At 47.9% G+C, this 382-nt stretch carries 1 pseudogene; it reads right to left on the bottom strand.

The window, feature by feature from the left end:
- Positions 1-382 (bottom strand): annotated as a pseudogene (locus BCT81_RS04800) (cysteine/glutathione ABC transporter ATP-binding protein/permease CydC); the annotation flags it as partial.

The following is a 382-nucleotide window of genomic DNA, read 5'->3' as shown; positions in this document are numbered from 1 at the left end:
GTTCACCACCGTTACGTTTACCCAGCTTGTAGAACAAGACAGGCCAAATCAACAGCATGATAAGCAGGATAGAACCTAAGATCAGACCTAGTGAAGTATCAAACCACATCAAGAACAGAGTCAGGAAGAAGATACCAAACACACCAACCGTCACAGGGCTTACTAAGCGCAAGTAAACGTGGTCCATGGCATCGACATCAGCAACCAAGCGGTTCAGTAGATCAGCGTCACGTAAGTTTGAGATACGACCTGGGATCAGCGGAGCCAGCTTCTTGAAGAAGAAGATACGTAGATCAGTCAGTAGTTTGAATGTCGCATTGTGGCTTACAACACGTTCACCCCAACGACCCGCAGTACGACTCATGGCCAAACCACGTACACC

Origin of the sequence: Vibrio sp. 10N.261.52.A1, from assembly GCF_002876325.1 — a bacterium.
In the GTDB taxonomy this organism is placed as follows: Bacteria; Pseudomonadota; Gammaproteobacteria; order Enterobacterales; family Vibrionaceae; genus Vibrio; species Vibrio chagasii.
Note: the sequence above shows the minus strand (reverse complement) of the source record. Positions and strands in the feature narration are given on the sequence as shown.